Genomic DNA, 8,328 nt, shown 5'->3' with positions numbered 1-8,328 from the left:
GCTTTATCGGGTGGATTTTTACTATTTACGCTTAGCATACAATCTTTGGTTTGGAATGTCCAGCAATGGCAGGTTTTATAATGAAGCGTGGGATGAATGGATGGATTTGATCGACCATATACATTATATCGAATTATTTACACCACAAGACCCAGCCTATTTTCGTATAGGTCTTATTGAAAACCTTTTTTTTGGCCATGGCATGCTGGTAAATAACTATAATAATGCGGTTTTCCTTCCGTTCGAGAAAAAAAATGGCCTTCAGATGACATTTAACTTGAATAGTACCAAAACAGTGGTTTTTACCAATAATATAGCTAATCCAAGAGTATTCGGGCTTTATTTTGGTTGGCAAGCCGATAAACGTTTTTACACCGATTTCACGTTCATCGGCGATGTAGATCAGTTTAATGATATCGAGGACACTGATGGCGATTCTTACCCCGACGAGATCGATCCACAACCCGATGTTTACAACTACTCACAGGACAGTGTTTTAACAGGTTTTCCTGTTCAATCCCTAGATGATTACGATTCGCGTGGTATTTATGGTGCGGCTTTGGGTATGAAATACAAGTTTTTACGAGGAAGGCATTTTTCAGGGGTTATGAGTGGTGAAATGGCAGGTCTTAGTAATAAAAGCATGGGAGTAACCTTTCCAAATCTTGGTTTGAATATCCGATGGTTTTCTCTTAGCGCCGGTCTCGATTTTCAGACTCCACATTTCTCAGACGGCATCTTTGATCGGTCCTATGAAAAGGATAAAGCGAGATTTATCGACAACGGAGAGGGGAGTCTCGAGTTAGTAACGCGAGCCAACCAACTTGAAGAGGCTGAGGGATGGCTTTATGGTTGGAATAATTCATTCTCGGTTCAAATCCCCAAATATTTCCGTATTCGAACCAGTTTTCGAGATATATATAGGGATAATGATCGCGATAAAAAGTTTGCGTTATCTCTGGATATCGACTACCCTATTTTTAAATATGTTACCAGAACCTCTTTTTTCATAGAGCAGAAAAATGTTTCGTATTTATTTCAGAAAAAAACAGATGGTGAAAGCTGTGGCCTCGGCTTTAGAATAAAACCTCACAATACGATTACAATCAATATTCGTTACCGCGAGAGATATACCGATTCCGATGCAAACGGAGTTATCGAGAAGGATGAAACCGAGCGTAATTTTGACGGCAATGCCATTATCGATGGCAATTACTGGTGGAAAAAATTCCTTGAGTGGAGACGAAAGAAGAAAGCTGAAAAAGAGCTTAATACTCCCTCTAGCAAAGCAGCTATTTTTTGACAACAATTTAAAAATTAGACTTTATTCTTATTCTTCTTTGTTTTTAGCTTCAGTTAGAGCTTTTTTCCGCTCTTTTTCCTTTGCTTTTTTGCGTTCAAGGGCTGCTCGAATCTTGGGTGCATCATTTGAGACTTCACCGGATTTTTTTGTGTGAATAGTGCCGGTAGGACAAACGACTACACAAATCTGACAGTTTGTGCATTTGGAATAGTCTATGTGGGCTAGGTTGTTTTCGATTGTTATCGCATTAACCGGGCAGTTCTTCTCGCAAAGCCTACAGGCGATACATCCAGTTTCACAGGCGTTTTTTACATTTTTACCGGGGAGGATATTATTGCAAGCTACCCATACTTGATTTTTGAGGGGAATAAGCTCAAGAACGCCCTTTGGACAGGCGCTTATACATGCACCGCAACCTGTGCATTTAGCGTCCGAGATGATGGGCAAGTCTTCCGGGCCCATGGTGATTGCATCGAATGGGCATACCTCGGCACAGGTCCCCAGGCCAATACAGGCATTCGGGCAGAGCTTTGGACCATCGGTAACTAAGACAGCTGCTCGACAATCATGGATTCCATCGTATTGGTATTTGTCTTTGGCGCGCGATTTACCTCCACGGCATTTCAGTGCCGCCACGACTTTCACTGAATTGCCTGCTTCAGTCCCGAGTATTTCGGCTATAGCCGATGCCACTGCGGATCCTCCTGGGATACAGGCGTTAACTGCGGCCTCTCCACTGACAACGGCTTTGGCAAAACCTGAACATCCCCCCGGGTAGCCGCAAGCACCACAGTTGGCGTTTGGAAGAACACTTCCCACCTTCTCGACCCGCTCATCGACCTCGACAGCGAATTTCTTCGCCGCGAAACCTAGAAAAGCACCGAACATCAAAGCTAAAAAGCCTAATTCTATAACGGTTCCAAGAAAATTCAAGTCCATAAGCACCTCTAATCGAATGGCTCGTTTGACAGGAGTTTCTCAATAATAACGCTGTCTAACGGTGTGTCTGCGACATTACCGATCGGCATGAATTTAACCGTTTCGACCGGTTCGCCTCGTTTATTAAAATATATCCGCAAAGTGGGTGTTAAGACCATTCGGTCTGTGACATAGAACTCATAGTAAATCGCATCGGCGCCCGGAAAACCGTGGCCAGCCTCCACAGGCCAGTAAAAATAGGCCGAATAAAGCTCGCAAGTCCCGCGATCATAAGCCGTGCGGACATTTGCAAACTTAGGTGAAAGCGAATGGTGTTCGTAAATCGCAAAGGAAAGTGAATCCTTTACTTTTGTGGAGGAATACATATCAGGATATATTGCAGGATCGCGTTGTATCCACCAGTCGAACCAAGGGTCTTTGAGTGAGAAGAAATCCTGCACGTAGACCGAATCGTCGATAGTAAAGAAAGTTGCATGTGGCGGTTCATAGAAGAATCGCCCCTCTGATGAATCAGCACCAGATATTTGGGAATAATTGCCCGTAGTGGATTGCGTAGGTGCGAGTTGGATACTCGATTTCACGATGCAATTCCACAAGCTGTCGCTTTGTGAGAAAGCCACAGCCGAAAAAAGCATTATACTGAATATCATACTTCTCATAATAGAATCTCATTATTATAAAACTGGTGGGTGCTCAGGTCAAGCCAAATGGGAAAAAGAGCAGAAATATTTTGTGTTGTGCTGAGAAGTCTCAGACTTGATCTTACTCTGTTATTGCTTTGTGAGCTCTTGAAGACCGATTCAACGACCGAAATGGCCGTATCTATACCTGAATGAAGGAATGCCGCATAGAAGTCTAAAAAAGAGGAGATGCCCCGATTTCTATTTGAACCCCTTCAAGAATATGCTACTTACGTTCTTTGAGTGAGCTAGAATAATAAACAAAGGCGCGTTTCCGCGCCCTTGTAGTTTACATCGATAATGCTCGATTATCTCGACTATCCCATGTATGGATAGCGATAATCCTTGGCTGGGACAAAGGTTTCCTTGATCGTGCGCGTGCTAACCCAGCGCATGAGGTTGGATTTGCTTCCGGCCTTATCGTTGGTGCCAGAGGCTCGTGCGCCACCGAAGGGTTGTTGGCCAACAACCGCACCTGTGGGTTTGTCGTTGATATAGAAATTACCCGCAGAATTGCGAAGCGCTACGATTGCGGTATTTATCGCTTCACGGTCCAAGGCGAACACCGCGCCGGTGAGCGCATACTGGCTGGTATTGTCGCAGATCTTCAGTGTTTCTTCATATTTATCAGCCTCATAAACATATATCGTGAGAACAGGGCCGAAGACCTCTTCGACCATGGTCTTGAAATCGGGCTTCTTTGCTAAAATGACTGTCGGCTCAATGAAGTATCCCTTTGAATCATCATAACTTCCACCAGAAATGATCTCAGCGTCAGGGGATTCTTTGCAGAAATCGATGTAGGCAGTGATGTCGCGGAAAGCCCATTTATCAATGACAGCATTAACGAAATTGCTGGGATCCTCGACAGAACCCATCTTAACTGTTTTAAGTTGAGCAACTATCTTCTCTCGGAAATTTGGCCAGATGTTGTTTGGTATATACATTCTACTCGCAGCCGAGCATTTTTGCCCCTGATATTCAAAGGCGCCTCGAATTGCTGAGGTTACTAACTCGTCGACGTCTGCGGATTTATGTGCAAAAATAAAATCCTTACCGCCGGTTTCTCCGACTATACGCGGATAGGTCTTATAATTCTGGATGTTTACACCGATAGTTCTCCACATCTCTTGGAAAACAGCCGTGCTTCCGGTGAAATGAACACCTGCAAGATGAGGATTTTTGAGCACTGTCGGCCCGACTTTACTTCCTGGCCCGGGGATGAAGTTAATAACGCCGTCTGGAATGCCGGCAGCTTTGAAGAGTTTCATTAAGTAATATGCACTGAAAACCGCGCTGGATGCCGGTTTCCATAAGCTAACATTGCCCATTACAACCGGCGATGTCGGGAGATTACCAGCTATGCTGGAAAAATTAAATGGCGTTACAGCGAAAACAAAACCCTCCAACGGGCGATACTCGACATAGTTCCAGATACCCTTACTGCTTCTGGGTTGCTCTTCATATATCTGCATTGCATAATAACTGTTAAAGCGGAAGAAATCGATTAGCTCACACGCGCTATCGATTTCTGCCTGGAATGAATTTTTGCTCTGCGCGAGCATGGTTGCTGCGTTAGTGATATAGCGCCATGGACCGGCTAAAAGTTCGGCCATTTTAAGGAAAATGCTAACGCGTGCCTCCCATGGGGTTTCAGCCCATTTTTTGCGGGCTTCAAGTGCGGCTTCGACCGCCATATCGACTTCTTTCTCGCCAGCTTGATGGTAAGTCGCGAGGATACAATTTTTATCATGAGGAGCAACACACTCCGCGATTTTGCCGGTTTTTATTTCTTTCCCGCCGATAATTAGCGGGATTTCTGGTTTTTCGCTTTTGAGTTTCTGGATGGCTTCTTTAAGCGCAATGGTTTCGGGATTACCGGGAGCATAGGACAGCACCGGTTCGTTAATCGGGGTTGGGACTGTAAGTTTCGCATTGAACATAATTACTCCTTTAAATATAGTTCTCGATAAGCCTGAAATTATAAATTAATAACCATTGAATATCAAGATAAAAAAGACCTTTGATCCCTTGAAAAAAAATATTTATCTAGTGATTAATTAATTGTGCATTAAAATTCGTTCGTTTTGGATTTAAAGAAAATTTAACCTCGAAAATAGTCTTCATTCCCCATTCTTGTTGGCGCGAAGCGTGACAAGTATTTTAAGCTCATTGTGTCGCCGGTTTATATATTGACAAAGGCTTGTAGGGTGTCTATAATCTAAGGCTTGGAACAAAAAAAACAATTATTACGAAACTTATATGACAAATTGCTAATGGATTCTGAAAATAATTTAATTTCTAATAATTTTATTGGTGTAAAAAACAATTCTCTTTTTGGGAATATCTTCATAGAAACGCTCCTTGATTATTTACGTAAAGTCCGGCACGCTAACACATTAAATGAGAAGCTTAACCTGTTTACTGAAGGGATATCCTGCTGTGGATGGCGACGAATCCATTTGTACATAGTCAACCCAAAAACGGAAGAACTTATGTCTTCGTCATCTTCGGGCCTAACGGAGCAACAAAAAGAATATCTCTGTTCAAACGGTATTAAGATGTCAGATTTAAAAGCGCTTTTTCAACCCCAGTTTGATCGATATCGTGTTGGTCGAAGTTATTATTTCCCACATGATTGTATCGATCCATTTATAAAAAGCATGAGATCAGTGTCAATTAAAAGCGACCTCGATATTGTTGAACTCGAGGACTGGCATCCGGCAGACATGTTGTATTTCCCACTAATAGGTTTCAATAAGAAGATAATTGGTCTTCTATCCATGGACGACCCGATAAGCGGCAAAAAGCCCACAGAACAGGGCTTGCGCCTTGTGGAGTTATTTGTCGATGCTGCTGTCGCTCTTTTAGAAGAAGGAGAATTCGAAGAATATCGAGGTAAGACGCAAGGGCTTCTTTCGCGACTTTTCGATCTTTCGCCGATAATGATCCTTCTTTTCGATGAAAAAGCAAAGATAATCGATCTTAACAATTCAGCCATGCGCATTCTAGGTTTTGAAAAAGAAGAAATCTTGGGTTGTAATGAGTGTAAAATTATAGCTTCGAGTGACGCATATAAGAAGATAATATCCGAGCGGGAGCTTGGTTTATTCAGCGGGGAAGTGCTTATTGCCGGCAAAGAAAAAGAGATATGGGGTCTTCTATTCTCGATGCCTGTTTACTCGAACAAGGGAAAAATCGATGGCTATATTTCCCACATTACCGATATAACCGAGTCGAAAAAGCTACAACAATACTTGGTTAGAGCAGAGAAACTTGCTGGAATTGGAATTCTTGCAAGCGGTATTGCGCATGAGATAAATAATCCTCTTTATGCGATACTCGGGATAGCCGAAAATATTGAAACTTATGAGGACCTTCCAAATCGAGCAAGAGCCGAACTTAAAGAGTTGATTGAATATACCAAAGAAGCTGGTCAAATATTAAAGGATCTATCTGGATACACATATTTGGCGCAGAGAGAATCCGAATTTCCTGTAAATATTAACGAAGTGATTAGGAAAGCAGTAAAGCTTGTTGACCGCTCCTCAGATGTGATAGGAGTTACTTTTAAACTCTCACTCGGCGAAATCTCAGATATAAAAGCCTATTCAAGCGAGCTTATGCAGGTTTTCGTCAATTTGATAATCAACTCTCTGGATGCTATACCCCGAGAAAATGGCATCATCAATATTACAACATTCCAAGAGGAAAAAGACATTTTTTGTATTATTGAGGATAACGGCCATGGTATTTCCGAGGATATACTAGATAGCATTTTCGAACCGTTTTATACTACCAAACAAATAGGTAAGGGAACCGGTTTGGGATTGTATGTTTGCTACAAATTAGTTAATAAAAATCGAGGCATTATCGAGTTTAAAAGCGAACAGGGAAAAGGGACCAAAGTATTCCTTAAATTCCAGGTGGATGAGTGATGTTCGATATTGGTACTAAGAGAAATCGGATTATTGTTCTCGATGACGAAGAAAGAGTTAGACGCGTTGTCGGGCTTCAGCTTGAACGCGAGGGTTATGAAGTTAGCCTTTCTGAGTCCGGTGAAAATGTTATCGAAAAGCTTAGTCACGATAATCTCTATGATCTTCTCATTTCGGATATACGTATGCCAGGCGTCGATGGCTATCAGGTGCTCAAGTTTGCTGTCGAGAATGTTCCTGACATGCCGGTTGTTATGCTAACCGGTGTTGTAGATATCGAGACGGCTGTTGCTGTTATGAAGGCCGGAGCATTTGATTTCCTTGTTAAGCCTGTTAGGCGTGATGATCTTATGGTAAGTGTCAAAAAGGCACTTGCCTATGGGCGCCTCGTTAAATATAACCGTAAACTCGAGGTCGAGAACAGAAAATACCAACTCGAACTCGAGGAGGAGGTTAATGAGCGGACCAAAGAGCTTTCCGAAGCACTCGCTCAGTTGAGAGTTGTTCATATGGATACCGTGCGCATACTCTCAGGTGCGATTGAGGAAAACGACCCATATATCCGAGGTCATGGGAATAGGGTTCGTCATATGGCGCACCATATGGCGCAATCCTTGGGATATTCCCCCAGAGAACTCGATATGTTGGACTTCGGTGCTTTATTACATGACATCGGTAAAATTTCAATAGACCCGATAATACTAAATAAGCCGTCTTCTCTCACGCCTGACGAGCGTAAAATAGTCGAAACGCACCCACTGGTTGGCGAGCGGATTGTAAGCAAGGTTAGTTATTTTGCGCAGATTGTGTCTGTTATCCGATGGCACCACGAAAGATGGGATGGCAAGGGCTACCCAGATGGTCTTAAAGGGGAGGATATACCTGTTAGCGCGAGAATTCTTGGCGTTGTGGATTCATACGATGCCATGACATCGGATAGGGCATACAGATTAGCTCTTCCAACAAATCGAGCTATTGATGTGCTCCATCAAGAGGCTGGCCGCCAGTTCGAGAGCGAGATGGTTGAAGTGTTTATGCGCGAAAAAACTTACGAACTTCATTTTGAGGATTAGTTGGAGAGTATCTGTTGTGCTAAAGATGGTTGAGTGACCTGATGTTTCGTTGCTCTATTGCCGGATGGGAAACAAATCTCCAAAAGCACTGTCATCTGTGGTTTTTGTAATATCTCCCTACAGCATTTAAGGCCTTTAATTATTATTGAACGCAAGATTTCGTGCCTCTACGGAAATATAATCCTATTATAAATATACCAGTCACCACTCGGCAATAAGCGACATACCAGACGGCATCGACGACTCGTTTCCGTAAATTAAGATTGTCATTTCAAATACACAATCCTTTTCGTAATTGCCCGACCGCCGACCTTCGCCCGGACAAGGTAGATGCCGGAACCGACTGTTTTATCAGGCGTCCATGTGAACCCGCCCGCGCTGTCATTTCGACCCGA

Annotated in this window: 6 protein-coding genes; 3 read left to right on the top strand and 3 right to left on the bottom strand. The window is 43.0% G+C overall.

All coding sequences use genetic code 11. From position 1 onward, the window contains the following. On the top strand, nt 1–1,303 hold a 1,303-nt coding region (locus KAH81_09865), incomplete at its 5' end, for a hypothetical protein (protein MCK5833958.1). Between the two features lie 27 nt (nt 1,304–1,330). On the opposite strand, the gene KAH81_09860 is transcribed toward KAH81_09865, so the two are convergent. The 3 genes from KAH81_09860 to pruA form a co-directional block, all read right to left on the bottom strand. Beyond that, complete coding sequence (locus KAH81_09860; GenBank protein MCK5833957.1) at nt 1,331–2,242, bottom strand: Fe-S cluster domain-containing protein; 912 nt, start codon at nt 2,240–2,242, stop codon at nt 1,331–1,333. 8 nt (nt 2,243–2,250) lie between these two features. Then, nucleotides 2,251–2,901, bottom strand: a complete 651-nt coding sequence (locus KAH81_09855) for a hypothetical protein (GenBank protein MCK5833956.1) — start codon at nt 2,899–2,901, stop codon at nt 2,251–2,253. A gap of 338 nt (nt 2,902–3,239) precedes the next feature. Continuing rightward, nucleotides 3,240–4,865 carry an L-glutamate gamma-semialdehyde dehydrogenase gene (gene pruA / locus KAH81_09850; GenBank protein ID MCK5833955.1) on the bottom strand — a complete coding sequence of 542 codons (1,626 nt, stop codon included), beginning with the start codon at nt 4,863–4,865 and terminating at the stop codon, nt 3,240–3,242. Between the two features lie 552 nt (nt 4,866–5,417). On the opposite strand from pruA, the gene KAH81_09845 reads away from it, so the two are divergent. Beyond that, the gene (locus KAH81_09845) at nt 5,418–6,860 is read left to right on the top strand and encodes a PAS domain S-box protein (GenBank protein MCK5833954.1); all 1,443 of its coding nucleotides are present in this window, start codon (nt 5,418–5,420) and stop codon (nt 6,858–6,860) included. Then, entirely contained in the window at nt 6,857–7,933 is a 1,077-nt protein-coding gene (locus tag KAH81_09840) for a response regulator (GenBank protein ID MCK5833953.1), read from the top strand. Before KAH81_09845 ends, KAH81_09840 begins: the two co-directional genes overlap by 4 nt. Nucleotides 7,934–8,328: the final 395 nt, after the last annotated feature.

The sequence above is a fragment of the bacterium genome (genome assembly GCA_023145965.1).
In the GTDB taxonomy this organism is placed as follows: domain Bacteria; phylum UBP14; class UBA6098; order UBA6098; family UBA6098; genus UBA6098.
Note: the sequence above shows the minus strand (reverse complement) of the source record. Positions and strands in the feature narration are given on the sequence as shown.